General features: G+C 70.7%; 11 protein-coding genes. 5 read left to right on the plus strand and 6 right to left on the minus strand.

Going from position 1 to position 16,088, the window contains the following annotated elements; translation table 11 throughout:
- The first annotated feature begins 192 nt into the window (after positions 1–192).
- Positions 193–2,001: an ABC transporter ATP-binding protein gene (locus tag AMK22_RS10255; RefSeq protein ID WP_079186078.1), complete on the plus strand. Its 1,809-nt coding sequence runs from the start codon at positions 193–195 to the stop codon at positions 1,999–2,001.
- 295 nt (positions 2,002–2,296) lie between these two features.
- Here AMK22_RS10255 and AMK22_RS10260 read toward each other — a convergent pair whose 3' ends face one another.
- Positions 2,297–3,040 carry a hypothetical protein gene (locus tag AMK22_RS10260; protein ID WP_143203539.1) on the minus strand — a complete coding sequence of 248 codons (744 nt, stop codon included), beginning with the start codon at positions 3,038–3,040 and terminating at the stop codon, positions 2,297–2,299.
- A 938-nt stretch (positions 3,041–3,978) separates the two neighbouring features.
- Between AMK22_RS10260 and rph the strand changes: the two genes are divergently transcribed.
- Positions 3,979–6,576 carry a rifamycin-inactivating phosphotransferase gene (gene rph, locus AMK22_RS10265; RefSeq protein ID WP_073783645.1) on the plus strand — a complete coding sequence of 866 codons (2,598 nt, stop codon included), beginning with the start codon at positions 3,979–3,981 and terminating at the stop codon, positions 6,574–6,576.
- A gap of 128 nt (positions 6,577–6,704) precedes the next feature.
- On the opposite strand, the gene AMK22_RS10270 is transcribed toward rph, so the two are convergent.
- A complete protein-coding gene (locus AMK22_RS10270) occupies positions 6,705–7,175 on the minus strand; it encodes a hypothetical protein (protein ID WP_073783647.1) in 471 nt (156 codons plus the stop codon).
- Positions 7,176–7,246: 71 nt separating this feature from the next.
- The gene (locus tag AMK22_RS10275) at positions 7,247–8,905 is read right to left on the minus strand and encodes a flavin-containing monooxygenase (protein WP_338014147.1); all 1,659 of its coding nucleotides are present in this window, start codon (positions 8,903–8,905) and stop codon (positions 7,247–7,249) included.
- 83 nt (positions 8,906–8,988) lie between these two features.
- Between AMK22_RS10275 and AMK22_RS10280 the strand changes: the two genes are divergently transcribed.
- The 3 genes from AMK22_RS10280 to AMK22_RS10290 all read left to right on the plus strand — a co-directional run bounded on the left by AMK22_RS10280 (position 8,989) and on the right by AMK22_RS10290 (position 12,249).
- The gene (locus AMK22_RS10280) at positions 8,989–10,218 is read left to right on the plus strand and encodes a saccharopine dehydrogenase family protein (RefSeq protein ID WP_073783649.1); all 1,230 of its coding nucleotides are present in this window, start codon (positions 8,989–8,991) and stop codon (positions 10,216–10,218) included.
- 20 nt (positions 10,219–10,238) lie between these two features.
- Positions 10,239–11,087 (plus strand): alpha/beta fold hydrolase, encoded by an 849-nt coding sequence (locus AMK22_RS10285; RefSeq protein ID WP_107430518.1) that lies wholly within the window; start codon positions 10,239–10,241, stop codon positions 11,085–11,087.
- A gap of 265 nt (positions 11,088–11,352) precedes the next feature.
- Positions 11,353–12,249, plus strand: coding sequence for a PaaX family transcriptional regulator C-terminal domain-containing protein (locus AMK22_RS10290; protein WP_073783653.1), 897 nt, complete (start codon positions 11,353–11,355; stop codon positions 12,247–12,249).
- A gap of 285 nt (positions 12,250–12,534) precedes the next feature.
- Here the strand turns inward: AMK22_RS10290 and AMK22_RS10295 are convergent, their stop codons facing one another.
- From AMK22_RS10295 to AMK22_RS10305, 3 genes are read right to left on the minus strand one after another with little or no spacing between them, the layout of a single operon-like run.
- A complete protein-coding gene (locus tag AMK22_RS10295) occupies positions 12,535–14,046 on the minus strand; it encodes an ABC transporter ATP-binding protein (RefSeq protein ID WP_079186042.1) in 1,512 nt (503 codons plus the stop codon).
- A complete protein-coding gene (locus AMK22_RS10300) occupies positions 14,043–15,278 on the minus strand; it encodes a glycosyltransferase (RefSeq protein ID WP_073783655.1) in 1,236 nt (411 codons plus the stop codon). Before AMK22_RS10300 ends, AMK22_RS10295 begins: the two co-directional genes overlap by 4 nt.
- A 1-nt stretch (position 15,279) precedes the next feature.
- A complete protein-coding gene (locus AMK22_RS10305) occupies positions 15,280–16,086 on the minus strand; it encodes an alpha/beta fold hydrolase (protein WP_073783657.1) in 807 nt (268 codons plus the stop codon).
- Positions 16,087–16,088 lie beyond the last annotated feature (2 nt).

Genomic DNA, 16,088 nt, shown 5'->3' on the forward strand with positions numbered 1-16,088 from the left:
ACCTAACAAAGCCCTACTAGCAGCGTCGCACGGCACAACGGGCCGCGCCCCGCTCACCGTCGAGGACCGGGCCGGCCGCACCGATCCTGACCGCCGGCTCGTGGGCCCGCTGCGCCTCCGCGGCGTACGGGGCTGATCGCTTCACCGGTCAGGTGGCCGGGGCGCGGGCGCGTCCCCCTGGATGTGACCGCAATCGAAACGGCCCCCGGCCCCACGCCTTCCATACCCGCTCGTCTCGTCCGGCGCGCCCTGTACGGGCACGTCCGGCCGCATCGGGCGGCGGTCGCTCTCGGCGCGCTGCTCGCACTGGTCGGCGCGGCGAGCGGGCTGGCCCAGCCACTGGCCGCGAAGGCCCTGGTGGACCGGCTCGGCCAGGACGAGCCGATCGCCCCTGTGCTGCTCGCCCTGACCGCCCTGGTCGTGTTCGGCACGGCGGTCGAGGCGCTTGGCTCGTACGTGCTGGAACGCACCGCCGAGTCGGTGGTGCTCGCCGCCCGGCGCTCGCTGATCGGGCGGCTGCTGCGGCTGCGGCTGAACGAAGTCGAGAAGACCCAGCCGGGCGACCTGATGTCCCGGATCACCTCGGACACCACGCTGCTGAGAGCGGTGACCACCCAGTCCGTGGTGTCGGCGGTGACCGGCGGTCTTTCCTTCGTGGCCACGCTGGTCCTGATGGGCTTCATGGACCCGGTGCTGCTCGGCGTCACGGTCGGGGTGATCGTGCTGATCGGCGGGGCCGTGGCGCTGCTCATGCCGCGGATCGCGGCCGCCACCCGGCGCTCGCAGGAGGCGGTCGGGGAGATCTCCACGGTCCTGGAGCGGGCCTTCGGTGCCTTCCGCACGATCAAGGCGTCCGGCGCGGAGGCGCGGGAGACGGCCGTGGTGGACGCGGCGGCTCAGCGGGCCTGGCGGCACGGCGTGAAGTCCGCGAAGTGGCAGTCGCTCGCGGGCTCCTCGATCGGCCTCGCGGTGCAGGTGTCCTTCCTCGCGGTGCTCGGCATCGGCGGCGCGCGGGTGGCGTCCGGGGCGACGACGGTGTCCTCGCTGATCGCCTTCCTGCTGTTCCTCTTCTACCTGATCGAGCCGGTGTCGAAGCTGGTGGAGGCGGCTACGCAGTTCCAGATGGGGTCGGCGGCGGTGTCGCGGATCCTGGAGGCGGAGGCCCTCGATGTCGAGGAGGCGGGTGGCGCCGCGGCTCCCGGTCACGGGCCCGTGTCCGTCGTCTTCGACGAGGTCTCCTTCCGCTACCGCGAGGACCTGCCGCCCGTGCACCGGGGTGTCTCCTTCGAGGTCCCTGGCCGGGGCATGACGGCCTTCGTCGGCCCGTCGGGTGCGGGTAAGACCACCGTCTTCGGGCTGATCGAGCGCTTCTACGAGACGGGCGGCGGCCGGGTCCTGGTCGACGGCCGGGACGTCCGGGACTGGCCGCTCGCCGAGTTGCGCGCCGCCATCGGCTACGTGGAGCAGGACGCCCCGGTGCTCTCGGGCACCCTGCGTGAGAACCTGACCTTCGCCGCGCCCGACGCGACCGAGGAGGAGTTGCGCGGCGTGCTCGTACGGGCCAGGCTCGACACGCTCGTCGAGCGGCTGCCCGAGGGTCTGGAGACCGTCGTCGGACACCGCGGCTCCAAGCTGTCCGGCGGCGAGCGGCAGCGTGTCGCGATCGCCCGGGCACTGCTCCGCCGCCCCCGGCTGCTGCTCCTGGACGAGGCCACCTCGCAGCTGGACGCGGTCAACGAGCTGGCGCTGCGGGACGTGGTGGCGGAGGTGGCCCGCGAGACGACAGTCCTGGTCGTGGCGCACCGCCTGTCGACGGTGACCATGGCGGACCGGATCGTGGTGATGGACGGGGGCCGGGTACGGGCGGTGGGCACCCACGCGGAACTGGTGGCGGCCGACGCGCTGTACGGCGAGCTGGCGGCGACCCAGTTCTTCCTGCCCGAGAGTCGGACCGAGAATCCGAAGATCACCAACGAGCGATCGCAGATGACCGATCTATGAAATGAAACGGGCAATCACATCGTCCGGTACACGGTCGCTGTGACCGCGTCCCGGACGATTCCTCCGCTCCCGCCTCCTCCACCGCTCGCACAAGCCCCGCCTCCTTCGCGGCGCCCCGGCGGCATGGCCGTCGTCGCCAACTCGACCTCCGGCGGTGCCGGAACCGCCACCGAGGACGATGGGGGCCTGCCTCGAAGGAGCCTGGCGGGTGGCCGCTCGTCGGTACGGGCATGGAGCCGATCCACGCCTGGTTCCCGAGCCGAGGGGCGCGGGAGAACGGGCCACCGCCCCGGCCTCACTTCACCCGCGGAGCTATGGCCTTCGCCAGTGCCACGACATCGGCGAAGCCCCCGTACTTGTTGTCGGAGGTCACGGACAGCACCCGGTCGCCGATCTGCATCACGACAAACTCCTGACCGACGTAGATCTTCCGGTCGACCTTGACGAGCACGCCTCCCTCCCCCGGGCCGTCCACCGCGCTGACCGTCACCGTCACCGGGTTGGCCAGCAGCCCGGAGGAGTTCGGCTCATAGGTGGTTCCGCAGATGCCCTCCAGCACCTTCAGCCTGCTGAGCACCTCCGCCGCCTCACTCGCGGGGTAGGAGTTCACCGCGACCCCGACCTCGTGGGCCGACGAGTCCACGACCCCCACGCCGGCGTACGCGGCCGGGCTGCCGACGGCCGCCCCCGTTCCGTGGCCGGCCAGTTGGTCGCAGTCGGGAAGCACCGTCGGGCTGGGGGCGGGGGATCGCGGCAGCTGCGTCGGGCCGCTGTCCGCCTCCTTGAAGACGGAGGACAGCTTCCAGCCCGTGGGCAGGGTGTGGTTGGTCGGCAGGTAGGTCTTCAGGACCGACCCCGGCACCACGTTCGGGTCCACGGTCGGCGTCGCAGGCGTCAGCGGCGACGGGCCGGCGGCGGTACTGGCCGCTGCCGCCGGCCTCTCGGCCGTCGCCTGCTCTGCCAGCTGCGAGCTGCACCCCGCGCAGATGACAGCAATGCACACGGCCCCGGCAACCGTGGAGAATCGGAACGTACTCATCGACACCTCGCCTTCCTGCTCTGTATGACAGCACACCAGGCTGACATCCCCGACGCCCCGGACCGCATGCGGATCCGCCCCTGGTGCTTCCCGGGCCTGCCGTGTTCCAAGCCGCCTGCACCGCGAGGCCGAGCACTTCCTCGCCTTCGTCGGCATGGCGGGCCGCGCGCACCTCGCCGCGAACGGGAACCCGCCCCGTGCGGGAGCCCATGGCGAACGCGGATCCCAGGTTTCCGTGAGACGTGCGTGCCGCACTCGTACGGCCCGACGGCCATGTCGCCCGGGCAAGCAACGAGCCGGACGACGAAGCGCCGGCCCAGGAAGCACGAAACGTCGTGGCCGCCAAGCGCGTCGGGTGAGACGAAGTCGCTGCGGTGGCCGAGGCGGACCACCGGGGCAGCGGTGCGGGCGGGGCCGGAACGGTGGCCTGCGCGGCCTCGGTGCGGGTCTTCGGCCCTGCGGTTTGCCGGGCGCGGACCTGCTCCCGCTCGTACTCGCGGATCCACGCCCTGTTCGTCACCGCTTGGCGCAGCCGCCTCTCGGTGGTCGTGCGGCGCCGCGCCTCGGAGGCGTACTGCATTCCCCGTCGGTCTCAACGTATAGCGCGCCGGGGGGCTTGCGGCAAGACCCGGGTCGTGGCGCAGAATCATCGGCCGAGGTCACAACCTGCGGAAATGGGAACATGTGCGCCTTTTTCGATGTGCGAGGAACGCGGTGCCGTCGAACCGGTGGTGGGACTGGCAGTGCGGTGGCGGGCCCGCGGCGGAGGTTCGGGGGTGCGCTCCGCCGGACGGGGCGGAGCGATCGACTGACTCGTCGGAGGGAAGGCGACCAGGGATGAGGACGTACCCGGCAAGGGGTTCGACAGAGCTGGAGGTGTCGGTGATTCGATCGGCCAGTGCAGCACACCGGAGCACGGCTGCCTCGGAGGTGTCGCGATGATTGAGCAGTACGTGTTGGATCTTCAAGGGATCGACGAGACGCAGATCGCGGTCGTCGGCGGCAAGGGCGCACATCTGGGCGGGCTGTCGGGGATCGAGGGCATCCGCGTGCCGGGGGGCTTTTGCGTGACGACGGACGCCTTCCGGCGGATCATGGCGGAGGCGCCGTCGATCGACGATCGGCTCGACCAGCTGTCGCGCTTGAACCCGGACGACCGGGAGGGGATCCGCACGCTCAGCGCGCAGATTCGCCGGACCATCGAAGGGATTGCCGTCCCGGGCGATCTCGCGACGGCGATCACCCGCGCGCTCGCCCGGCTCGGCGAGCAAGCCGCCTGCGCCGTCCGATCCAGCGCGACGGCCGAGGACCTGCCGACGGCCTCCTTCGCCGGCCAGCAGGACACGTACCTGAACGTCGTGGGGCCGACGGCGATCCTCCAGCACGTCGGCCGGTGCTGGGCCTCGCTGTTCACCGAGCGGGCCGTGACCTACCGCCGGCGGAACGGCATCGACCACCGTACGGTCCACATGGCCGTGGTCGTGCAGCAGATGGTCTTCCCGCATGCGGCCGGCGTCCTGTTCACGGCCGACCCCGTCACGGGCAACCGGAAGGTCGCCACTGTGGACGCCGGCTTCGGCCTCGGCGAGGCCCTGGTCTCCGGCCTGGTGAACCCGGACGTCTTCAAGGTGCGACACGGCGAAGTCGTCTCCAGAACGATCGCCGCCGAACAGCGTGCCGTTCGCGCCCTGCCGGCCGGCGGTACGCAGGAAGCGGCGTTCGACTCGCAGCCGCAGGAGCAGCCGGCGCTGACGGATGCGCAGGTCGTGCAGCTCGTGCAGCTCGGGCGGCGGATCGAGGCGCACTTCGGCCGCCCGCAGGACATCGAATGGTGCCTGGCCGATGACGGCTTCCAGATCGTTCAGAGCCGACCGATCACAACGCTGTTCCCCGTCCCCGAGACCGGCGACCAGGAGAATCACGTCTACGTCTCCGTCGGCCATGGGCAGATGATGACCGACCCCATGAAGCCCCTGGGGCTCTCCATGTGGCAGCTGACGGCCATGGCACCGATGCACGAGGCCGGCGGGAGGCTGTTCGTCGACGTCACCCGGCGCCTGGCCTCGCCCGCGAGCCGCGCCGGCCTCCTGGACCTCGTAGGGAGAGGCGATCCGCTGACCAGGGACGCTCTGGAGACCGTCCTCGACCGCGACGATTTCGTCCCGCTGCTCCCGGACACGGGTCCCGGCGGGCCGCCGGCCGGCGGCGCGTCCGCCCCGATCGAGACCGATCCGGCCATCGTCACCGAGCTGATCGAGCGCAGCCGGGCATCCATCGATGCCCTGGAGCGCGACATCCGGACGAAGACCGGACCGGCGCTGTTCGACTTCCTGTTGGAGGCCTTCGAGGAGCACAAACGAGTCCTCGGTGATCCGCTGAACCTTCGGGCGATCATGGCGGGGATGGAGGCCACGTGGTGGCTCAACGACAAGCTGCAGGAGTGGCTGGGCGAGAAGAACGCGGCTGACACGCTCACGCTGTCCGCCCCCGACAACGTCACCTCGGAGATGGGACTCGCGCTGCTCGACGTCGCGGACGTGATCCGGCCGTGGCCGGAGGTGGTGGCGTTCCTGCAGGGCGTCGAGGACGAGGGCTTCCTGGACGAGCTGGTGAAGCTCGCGGGCGGGACCGAAGCGCGCGATGCCATAGAGGCCTACCTCGACCGGTACGGCATGCGCTGCGTCGGCGAGATCGACATCACGAGGCCGCGTTGGCGCGAGCGCCCCACCACGCTCGTGCCCGTGATCCTCGACAACGTCAGGAACTTCGAACCGGGCACCGCCGAACGGCGCTTCGAGCAAGGGCGGAAGAAGGCACTGAAGAAGGAACAGGACGTGCTGTCACGCCTGCGCGACCTGCCGGACGGGGACCAGAAGGCCGACGAGACCAAGCGGATGATCGACCGGGTCCGTACCTTCATCGGGTACCGGGAGTACCCGAAGTACGGCATCGTCAGCCGCTACTTCGTCTACAAGCAGGCCCTGCTGGCGGAGGCCGAGCGCCTCGTGCAGGCCGATGTGCTTCGTGAGAAGGAGGACATCTTCTACCTCACGTTCCAGGAGTGCCACGACGTCGTGCGCTCGAACCAGGTGGATGAACAGCTCATCCAGCAGCGCAAGGACGTGTTCCGGTCGTACCACGCGCTCACACCACCCCGGGTGCTCACATCGGATGGCGAGGCCGTCACCGGGGCGTACCGGCGCGACGACGTGCCGACCGGTGCCCTGGTCGGCCTACCGGTCTCCGCCGGGACCGTCGAGGGAAGGGCCCGCGTCATCCTCGACATGGCGGAGGCCGATGTCGAGGCGGGCGACATCCTGGTCACGACCTGCACGGACCCCGGCTGGTCGCCCCTGTTCGTCGGAATCACGGGCCTGGTGACGGAGGTGGGCGGCCTGATGACCCATGGCGCAGTGATCGCCCGGGAGTACGGCTTGCCGGCCGTCGTGGGCGTGGAGCAGGCCACCCGGCTGATCCGGGACGGGCAGCGGATCCGCGTGCACGGAACCGACGGGTACGTCGAGATCCTGCCTTGACCGACCACACCGGGCAGGCCCATCCGTATCACGGACTGAGCGGGACCATGCTTGTGGGGGTGGGCCGCGAGGTGGCTCACCCCGCTCCTCCCGCTGGTCGGAACTGCGCCACGTACCGCTCAAGGCCGTCAGGAACGCTGTCTCCGCCGGCAGTCGGCGTGGCCCGTGCCGCGCAACAGCATGCCGAGTGAGAGCATCCCGGACAGGCTGAGCAGCAGCGTGGACCAGAACCAGAAACGCATCCATGTGTCGGGGACAGGCAGCAGGAGCACCAGCACGGCTGGGTACAGAACCAGCAACCACCCCAACCGGCGCTCCGCTCCGGACTGTTGGCCCAGTCGCCTGGTCACGCACTCGCCCGACCCGGTGGCCCCACGGGTGACCAGCATCAGCCCATCAACGATGGTCGGCCGACACGTATGCACGAGCGCGCCGATCATTGTGAGGAGCAGGGCCAGTCCCAGTAACTGAGCCCATGCGGGCACTCGGGGATGGCCTGCTGTGGTGACCATCAGCATGGGCACCGCGAACATCACGGTGCCCAGCGCCTCGAAGGCGAGAAGCCGGTTGGCCGGGGTGCGGCTCAGCGCCGTGGACACCGGCGACTTCCTGGACAGAGAACTTCGGTGGCCGCAGGTACAACCGATCGCTCGGGGGCGGCGAGGATTCGTCATGATCCTGGCTGCGCTGCGTCGGCGCCCACCCGGTCGGACTCGCCGGAGACGTGCCGGTTCAGGGTGTCGCGTGACGCCGTCAGCACATACTCTTCCGGGTCGATGGTTCGGGTGCGACGGCGGAACCGCCAGGTCGGCGCGGGCCAGATGGTGGTGACACGGCCCGTACGGTCCTGGTACCAGCCGGAGCAGCCGCCCGCGGCCCAGACGGTGGGGGCCATCCTGTTCCGCAGTTCGACGTTGTACGCCTGTTGCGTCTCCGCGTGCACCTCCACGGCGCCCAGGCTGCGGCTGCGCATCAGCCGCAGGGCGCTGATGAGGTAGTTGATCTGTGACTCGATCATGTAAATGAGGCTCGTGTGTCCCACGCCCGTGTTGGGGCCCGCCATCAGGAACAGGTTGGGGAATCCCGCGACGGTCGTGCCGAGGTGCGCCTGCGGGCTGCCCTGCCAGATCTCGTCCAGGGAACGCCCGTCAACGCCTATGACGCGCCGCGCGTAGGAGGCGTCGGTGACACGGAATCCGGTTCCGAAGAGCAGTACGTCCACCGGATGCGCGGTGTCGGCGGGTGCGGCGCCACCGGATGCGGCTTGCGCGCCGCCACCCGGCGTGGTGAGGACCACGTCCGGCCCGATGCTCGCGATCGGGTCGGTGACGACGTGGACGTTGGGTTGGACCAGTGCCGGGTAGTAGTCGTCGGACAGCAGGACCCGCTTGCAACCCAACGCGTAGTCCGGGGTGAGCTTGGACCGCAGCTCAGGATCCTTGACCTGGCGGTGCAGATGGGCCAGTGCCTCCCGACGCCCCAGAGCGGCCATGGTGCGGTTGCCGAGCAGAGCCGGCAATGTCGCCTCCCGAACCAGGTACTCCCAGCCTCGCGCCAGTCGCTGCACCGGCGGAGCCAGCCGGAACAGGCGACGCTGCCATGCCGGGACCGGCCGATCCCGGCGCGGGGCGACCCATGACGGAGTGCGCTGAAAGACCGTCACCTGCTGGGCCGTGCGCTGCAGGTGAGGGATGAACTGGACGGCGCTCGCGCCTGTCCCGATCACACCCACCCGCTTTCCGGAAAGGTCCAGGTCGTGCCTCCACCCGGCGGAGTGGAACGCCGCTCCGGTGAAGTCTTCCAGGCCTGGCAGCGAGGGGATGGCCGGCTCCGAAAGGGGCCCTTGGGCCATCACCAGCAGCCCGGCGCTGAGCGGTCCCGTGCTGGTGTCCAGGTCCCAGCGCAGCCGCTCAGGGTCCCAGGTGGCGCGCTGCAACTCGCAGCCGAGCCGAAGGCGGGGCGTCAGACCGTACCGGGCGACGCAGCGCTTCAGGTACCGCTCGATCTCCTCCTGAGGAGCGAAGCGCCTGCTCCAGGTGGGGTTGGGTGCGAACGAGAACGAGTAGAGACGCGAGGGCACGTCGCAGGCGCACCCCGGATAGGCGTTGTCCCGCCACGTGCCGCCGACCTCATCGGCCCGCTCCAGTATCAGCAGGTCGCGGTGGCCCTCCCGCAGCAGCCGGATGGCTGTGCCGACTCCCGCGAATCCCGCACCGACGATGACGACGGATGCGTGACGTCCGGGTGCGGCGCTGCCCGGCCCGGTACGCCGCTGCCGCGCCATGACTGGCCCGCGGGGGACCGGATCCGTGTCGTGCGAGTCGGCCATGATGACCCTCCTCCAGCATTTACTCATCGTGAATACGATCGTATGGTCTACGATCGTATTACACGCGACGAACGGAGTGCGCGATGAGGATTCTGGCTCTTGGTGGCCCCGGTGCGATGGGAGCCGTAGCGGTACGCGTGGCAGCCGGACTCCCCGGTGTCACCGAGATCGTGGTGGCCGACCGGCACCTGGAGGCAGCCCGGGCGCTGGTGCGCCGGATCGACGAGGAAGGCACGGGTGGCGCGGCGATGCGTGCGCTCAGGGTCGACGTGACCGACAGCATCGCCCTGCACGCCGCTCTGGAGGGCACGGACGTCGTCCTCAACACCGTCGGCCCGTACTACCGTTTCGGTCTCACCGTGCTGCGGGCCGCGATCGCGACCGGTACCCACTACCTGGACATCTGCGACGACTGGGAGCCGACGGTGCAGATGCTCGGTCTGAACGAGGAGGCCCGGCGCGCCGGCGTCCGCGCCGTGGTGGGAATGGGAGCCAGTCCCGGCGTCAGTAATCTGCTGGCCACACGCGCCGTCCGGCGGCTGGACCATGTCCAGGACCTGTACACCGCATGGCCCGTCGACGTCTCCGGCAGTGGCGGGGACGACGAGCAGCTGAGCGACCCCGACGGGCGCCCCAGCGCGGCCGCCGTGCACTGGATGGAGCAGATCAGCGGGAAAGTGGCGGTGGTCAGCGACGGCCGGCTCGTCCACCGGCGGCCACTCCGGCCGGTCACCCTCTCCGTGTCCGCCGGACGCTCCGGCACGGCCTACACCGTCGGCCACCCCGAGCCGGTCACCCTGTACCGCAGCTTCAGACTGGCCGGCGAGGCGGCCAACCTCATGGTCGTCACCCCGGGCACGGTGGCGTACCTCGACGTCCTGCGCCGCGACATCGACGCCGGGAAACTCACCAACGAGACCGCGGCGGCCGACCTGGCCAAGCCCGCGATGTCCCGCGCGCTGCGGGCCACCGCAGGTGCCATGACCCGTAAGGGGCCCGGGTCGCTGCCCCCGTTCTTCGCCACCGCCACGGGCACCCGCGACGGCCGCCGGGTCACCGTGCTGGCCCGGCTCGCAGATACACCCGGCGCCTCGGCACTGCTCAACGACATGGCGGAGGCGACCGGTCTGCCCCTGGCGCTGGGGCTCGCGCAACTACTGGACGGCACCGGCGGCCGACTCGGCGTCCACCCACCGGAGACGGCCATCGACGCCGAACGCTTCTTCCTCGACCTGGCACGCCACGTGCCCGACCTTCCCGGTGACGACGGCCCTCGCGACGGCGTGGTCGTCGACGTGACCACGAACGAGTGAAGCGAAACAGGAGATACTCCGTGCCATCACGAGAAGCAGCCACGCCCCCCACCGCGTTCCTCGACGTGGCGGGACGCACCGTCCGCTACACCGCGGCGGGCAGCGGGCCCCCGGTACTCCTGCTGCACGGCCTGGACCGCAGCCTGGCGGACTGGGCGCCGCTCCAGGCTGCTCTGCCCGACCACCGGCTCATCGCGATCGACGTCCCCGGGTTCGGCCGGTCGCAGCCTCTGCCGGACTGCCGGCTCGCCTCCCTGACCGGGCACGTCGAGCGGGTGCTCGACCGGCTCGAAGTCCTCTCCACCGTGCACGTGGTGGGCAACTCCCTCGGCGGCGCCATCGCGATGCAGCTCACCGCCCATGCGCCTGAGCGTGTGGCGTCGCTGGCGCTGCTCAACAGCGCGGGATTCGGCCGCGAGGTCACCTGGGCACTGCGCATCCTCGACCTGCCACTGATCTGGCGGCTGCTCCTGCGCCCCGGTGAGGGGAACGCGCGGCTGACGGAGCGTTCCCTCTTCCATGACCCGGACTTCGCGACCCCCGAGCGGATCGCCGCGGCGGTCGCCCTCGCCCGCCGCGAAGGCGCTGCCCGGACGCTGCGGCAGGTGGCCCGCGACCTCGGCTCCTGGCGCGGCGTACGTTCCGACTGGCGCGCAAGACTACTCGCGGAGATTTCGGCGCTCGATACCCCGACACTCATCGTCTGGGGCACCCACGACCGCATCCTCCCCGCCCGCCACCTCATCAACGCCGCGTCCGCCCTGCCCCGGGCACGCACCCACCTCTTCCCGCGAACCGGTCACCTGCCGCAGATCGAGCGCACGGAAGAGACAGCCGTTCTGCTCAGCTCGTTCTGGAACGGCCTGTGAGGTGCGTTCGTGCGGGTGCGAGGGCCTGGCGGCGGAAGTGACGGGCAGACCCCGTCCCCGGTCACCTTTGCAGGCGTCCTGGGTCTCCCCCGCGCTCTCGCCGTAGACGTGCAGGTGTGCATCGCGCTCGGGAGTGCGCAGTATCCGATGACCAACGGTACTCTACTTGACAAACGATCGAATCCATTCCGATCGCTCATCGACTGAACATCCGGACGCAGTGCCTTGGTCAACCTCTCAACGACGCTCGAAAGGCTCCCACCCCATGACCGGAACGGATTCACCCCGCACACCGGAACCGGCCGTCCAGGTCCCCACCCGGACGCTCGTCGAGGCGCTGATCCGCACCGATCACACCGTCGACACCGGTGAGCTCTACGCCATCGCCCCGCTGCTCGGCATGACCGACCAACAGGTGCGGCTGTGCGTCAAGCGGCTGGTCACCGAGGGGCGCTTCACCCAGGAAGGCAGGGGACGCAAAGCAGTACTGCGGGCCACCGGCGCCACCGAGCAGACTCTTGTGCCCGACGTCGAATTCGTCGCACACGCCTTCCGGCAGGACGCGGGCCTCGCACCCTGGGACGGCATCTGGCACCTGGTCGCCTTCGCGGTCCCCGAGACGGCCCGCACCGCACGCGATGCCCTGCGGGCCGCACTCACCCGGCTCGGCGGCGCCGCCGTGCAGGGCGGGTTGTACATCAGCGCCAACGCCTGGGAGCCGTACGTCGAAGACCAAGCCCGTCACCTCGGCGTCCTCGACCACCTCACGCTGCTGACCACGGACAACCTGCGCCAGGGCGACGAACACGCCCCCGCGGCGCTCGCCCGCGTCCTGTGGCCGTTGGACGAGATCGCCGACCGCTACCAACGACTCGCCGCTGTCGCCCGACCGCGGCTGCGCCGGCTCCAGGAAGACGACGGCCTCCCCGGTCCCGAGCGGCTGACCATCGCGGTCGAACTGGCCGCCGAGTTCACCCGTGCCATGGAGCCCGACCCCCTCCTGCCCCCGGAGCTGCTGCCCCAGCCCTGGCCCGGCACCCAGGCCCGTGAACTCGTCGCGCAATGCTGGACACTCCTGGAGGAGCACACGAAGGGGAGCGAGCGAGCCAGCCTCTTCCAGCTCTACCGCGACGTGCTCCGCCCAGCAGCCGCCGACAGCTGAGACCCGCGACGCCCGGACGCCCCACACGGAGTCGCCGCATCCGCGGTATCGCGATCAAGCCCAATCGGCCGGCAGTCGAGCACACCACCGCGTACTGCCAGGACCTCCACCGACAACACTCTCAAGGGGTTGCGCCGCCGGCGCGGGATCTCCTCAGGCGGAGGCGAACCGACGCGGGCAGGGACCGAAGGGACTCGATTCTCGTACTTCTCGCATGAGCGGTCCCTCAGCTGCCGTGGGGCCAGGGAGAAGGGCGCTTCTCGTTGTGCTCGCCGATACCGACGATCAGGGTGCTGCCGTCGACGGCGCCGGCAGCGCGGCAGGCCGACCCCGGGTCGCTGAAGCCCAGCTGCATGAGACCGGCGGCTGCGCAGGCCATCTGTCCAGGCCCTTGTCCAGCCGGGCCGTCAGGCCGTCGAGCCGGGTGGCCCGCAGAGCCTCGGCGATGTTCTCGTGGGTGGCGTCCGGCGCCGCGTGGAGCAGGTTGTCACGGAGGGTGCCGGCCAGTGCGGGGGCGTCCTGCTCGACGTAGGCGATCCGGCGGCGTACCTCGGCGCGTGGAAGGGACGCGATGTCCTGCCCCCCGATACGGATGCACCCTGCGGTGGGTTCGTAGAACCGCTGCAGCAGTGAGAACAGCGTGGTCTTCCCGGCGCCCGACAGGCCGACCAGTGCGGTCTGGGTACCACCGGGGACGGTGAAGCTCACACCGTGCAGCACCGGGGGCCGGTCGGCGTAGGCGAAATCCACGCCGTCCACCTCGACCGCCGGGGGCGGGCCTGACGCGGTGCAGGCGGCGAGCGCCGAGTCGATGTCGTCCTCCACGGGCATGACCGTGACGTGTTCTATGCGACCGATGGCGCCCAGGCCCTGCTGGAGTATCCCTGCCCCGCCGACCAATGAGGCAATAGGGCTCGCCAGGAAGAACACGTACAGCAGGAAGGCGATGAGTTCGGAGGCGTTCATGGTGCCGTTGGCGACCAGCATCCCGCCGAACCCGAGCACCACCAGGAACGCCGTCTGGATCGACGCGCCGCCGAGCATGGTGATGATCGCGCTGTAGCGCGCGCCGGTGAGGCCCGCGCGATAGGCGTCCTCCACGGCGTCCTGCGCCGCCTGCGTCTCACGCCCCTCGGCGCCGTTGGCCTTGACCGTACGGGTTGCCCCGAGCGAGCGGTCCAGGAGGGAACCGACGACACCGACCGCGTCCTGCTCGCGTGCCACAGCCTGCCGGATCCGGGGCAGCACCAGGGTCATCACGACCCCGACGAGCGCGAGGACCAGTGTCGTCGCGGCCAGCAACCCGAGGTGCAGGGTGGCCATCATCACCAGGGCCGCGACGAATGTCAGCAACCCGTTGACCGACATGATCAGGCCCTCGGTGGCGGCGCTCTTGAGCAGAGTGCTGTCCGAAGTGACGCGTGCGATGAGGTCGCCGGGCGGGCGCCGGTCGATCTCGGGAACTCGGAGCCGGATCAGCCGGTGCACCAGGTCGCGGCGGACCTGACGGACCACGCGCTCGGAGGTGCGCTGCTGAAGCCACGCGTTCGCTCCGGTCAGCAGCGCGCCCGCGACGAGCAGGGCTGCCAGCACGGTGATCGGCTCCGCGACGCTCCCGCCGGTGGCGAGCCGGTCCAGGATGTTCTGGGCGAACTTCGGCTGGACGAGGCCCGAAACGCTGGCCAGCAGGCTCAGGACGAGGGACAGCGTCAGGATGCGCCAGTGGGGCCGGGCGTAGCCGAGGAGCGAGCCGAAGGTGCCCGGGGGCCTGTCGTCGGATGGGGTGCCGGTCGTCATCGGGCGCCCGCTCTCTTCTGCTTCCGTCCGCTCCCGTGGCCTGCGGACGGCGACGTGGCACGCGGCAGGAGGCCTTCGAGACGGTCGGCCGCGGCCACGCTGCCGCCCGCCGCCCGGAACGAGCGGCCGATCGCGCGCGCCGCGTCGCGATGTCCGGCGGTCTCGTCCAGGACGGTGCCGACGGCGTCGGCGATCCGCCGCGCGTCGGCACGGCCGAAGCGCAGGCGGACGCCCGCGCCCGCGGCGGTGACCTGGCCCGCGACAATGGGCTGGTCGTCCCTGATGGGGGCGACCACCAGGGGGACGCCGTTCCACAACGCCTCGCAGACGGTGTTGTGCCCGGCGTGGCAGACGACGGCGTCCACGTGGGCGAGCAACGGCAGTTGCGGCACGTGCGGGCGCAGCAGGATGTTCTCACCTGCTGCGGCAACGCTGTGAGCGGGATCGACGACGACGGCGCGTACTCCGGGCAGGCCGGACAGCGCCTGCACCGCGGCGTTCAGGAACGGCCCGCTCGCTTCCGCGTTGGCGGTGCCCAGGCTGACGAGGACGGTGCGCTCGGTCCCTTCCAGCCATTCCCAGGGGAAGTCGGTCGGCGCCGGGCGGTCGGTGACGGACGGGCCCACCAGCCATACGTGTTCGGGGAGTGCGACCGCGCCGAGCAGGGCTCTGGTGGTGTAGGCGAGGACGCCGTACGGGGACATTCTCGGGTCGGCAGCGCCCTTGCCGTCCGCGATCCGGCCACGCAGCGCCTCGACGAGGCCGTCCAGCCAGGCCGCCACCTTGGGCATGCCCGCGAGCGGGTCGACCAGTTCGGCCGATGTGGTGGCGGAGGTGACCCAGGTCAGGCCGAGCGACTCGGCGACGATGCCGCCCGCGATGGTCTGCTGGTCGGCGATCACGACGTCCGGGCGGAACTCCTCGATGGCCGTGCGTATCCGGGGGGCCATGTGGTCGGCCAGCGGGATCAGGAAGCGCTCCCACAGGAACTGGAAGGCCGCGGGGCCCTTCAGGTGACCCGTCCGGCCCACGATCTCCCCGGCGTTGTCCGGTTTCGGGTCGGGCGGCACACAGGGGAACACGCGTGCGTCGGGTCCGGCCAGGCGGCGCACCAGGTCGGCAGGTCCGGCCCAGGCGACTTCGTGGCCGCGCGCGGCGAGCACGGCTGCGGTGCCGACCGCCGGGTTGACGTGGCCGACGAGGGGCGGGACGACGAACAGGAACCGGCTCATGCTAGCCCGCCTTCAGGGGTGTGTGGATGTCGTCCGCGAGCCAGCCCGATATCAGGTCGGCCGTCTCCTTCGTACGCTCCACGAGCACCGAGTGCCCCTGATCGGGCAGGACTACGGTGCGGCAGTGCGCGAGGGTGGCGGCCAAACGGCGGGCCTGGCCCGAGAGTTCGGAGTCGGCGCCGTACAGGGCGAAGACGGGGCAGCGGATGTCGGCGAGCCCGTCGTCCAGGAGACGGCTGCGCGGGAGGTCCTCCCTCAGCGTGGTGCTCTCCAGGATCCGTCCGGCGAACTGGAAGGGGCGCGGGTTGCGCTGGGGGTCCGCGGCGAGCCAGGTGCGCACGTCTTCGACCAACAGGCCGCCTTCTTTGCCGGTGAGGCCCGCGGCCATCTTCTCGGCCCACGCCTTCATCGGCGGCTCGGACTCGATCGCGATGACGGACCGGACGCGGTCGGGCCGGGCAGCGGCGAGCCCGTAGGCGATGACACCGCCGAAGGAGTTGCCCACGACGTGCGCCGGGCGGTCCTCCCCGAGTGCGTCGAAGAGTTCGTCCAGGTCCGAGACGAAGTCCTCCAGGCGGTAGCCCGCAGCAGGCCGACTGGTCCGTCCGTGCCCGCGCAGGTCGTACATGAGGACGTCCATGCCGCTCTCGGCGAAGGCGGGGCCGAGCGAGAAGTAGTAGCTCGCCAGGCTGTCGATGAGCAGACCGTGGACCAGCACCACGAGGGGCGGCGGGCTCTCGGCCGGGGCACCGACCGCGGACATGCGCTGTATGTGGACGTCGAGTTCGCCGACGCGGATCTTCGCCATGC

This window comes from Streptomyces sp. CB01580 (assembly GCF_001905795.1).
GTDB lineage: Bacteria > Actinomycetota > Actinomycetes > Streptomycetales > Streptomycetaceae > Streptomyces.

Bases quoted from the DNA above. Each gene is read 5' to 3' on its own strand.
- AMK22_RS10260 (WP_143203539.1), bottom strand. From the start codon at position 3,040: ATGAGTACGTTCCGATTCTCCACGGTTGCCGGGGCCGTGTGCATTGCT.
- rph (WP_073783645.1), top strand. From the start codon at position 3,979: ATGATTGAGCAGTACGTGTTGGATCTTCAAGGGATCGACGAGACGCAG.
- AMK22_RS10275 (WP_338014147.1), bottom strand. From the start codon at position 8,905: ATGGCCGACTCGCACGACACGGATCCGGTCCCCCGCGGGCCAGTCATG.
- AMK22_RS10280 (WP_073783649.1), top strand. From the start codon at position 8,989: ATGAGGATTCTGGCTCTTGGTGGCCCCGGTGCGATGGGAGCCGTAGCG.
- AMK22_RS10290 (WP_073783653.1), top strand. From the start codon at position 11,353: ATGACCGGAACGGATTCACCCCGCACACCGGAACCGGCCGTCCAGGTC.
- AMK22_RS10295 (WP_079186042.1), bottom strand. From the start codon at position 14,046: ATGACGACCGGCACCCCATCCGACGACAGGCCCCCGGGCACCTTCGGC.
- AMK22_RS10300 (WP_073783655.1), bottom strand. From the start codon at position 15,278: ATGAGCCGGTTCCTGTTCGTCGTCCCGCCCCTCGTCGGCCACGTCAAC.
- AMK22_RS10305 (WP_073783657.1), bottom strand. From the start codon at position 16,086: ATGGCGAAGATCCGCGTCGGCGAACTCGACGTCCACATACAGCGCATG.